Genomic DNA, 678 nt, shown 5'->3' with positions numbered 1-678 from the left:
ATAAAAAAGCGATAAAAAGGCCAGCAAGGCCATTTTCTTGATGTTTTGCGCTACCGCCGCCAGTAAACACTGCATCTGCACTTTCGCCAGACCACGGAACCGTGCATAGCGATGGCCATGATGCTGTTTTGCGTCCGCGAAGCTGCGTTCAACCGTCTCTTTTCGTCGGTTGTAAATCTTCTTACCCCACGACAGCAGCCGCAACCCGCTCACATGCTCTTTATCCTCTTCCCAGACATGCCGGGTTATCGTTTTCTTATACTGCTTGTTCTTCGTGCAGTCCTGGCGTAGCGGGCAATCCTGACACACTTTAGGGTTAGACTGATAATGCCGGTAGCCCTGACGGTCTGTCGTGCTGTAAGTCAGGATTTCACCTTGGGGGCAACGATAGGTATCGGTTGTTTTATCATAGGTAAATTGCTTCTTCTTAATCGGATTAGCGGTGACATTGGGACGACGGTAGGCAATAACCGGCGCAATTTGCCGCTCCCGGATTAAATGGCAAAGCGGTGCCGTAAAGTAGCCCGCATCTAAGCCAACGGCTATCGGACTAAACTTAAAGCGCTCAAGCTGACGGTCTAATCTGGCCAGATAAGGCTGGCTATCATGCACATTCCCCGGTGTCACGAAGGTATCCGTGATGATGCCGTGGCGGCCATCCACGGTGCGATGGTCAAG

The 678-nt window shown here is 51.5% G+C and carries 1 protein-coding gene; it reads right to left on the bottom strand.

From position 1 onward, the window contains the following. A partial coding sequence (locus AAY72_RS06055; RefSeq protein WP_156411289.1) for a transposase occupies positions 1 to 678 on the bottom strand: 678 nt, incomplete at both ends.

The sequence above is a fragment of the Alishewanella sp. WH16-1 genome (assembly GCF_001441695.1).
GTDB lineage: Bacteria > Pseudomonadota > Gammaproteobacteria > Enterobacterales > Alteromonadaceae > Alishewanella > Alishewanella agri.
This window is presented reverse-complemented; position numbering and strand designations above follow the sequence as displayed.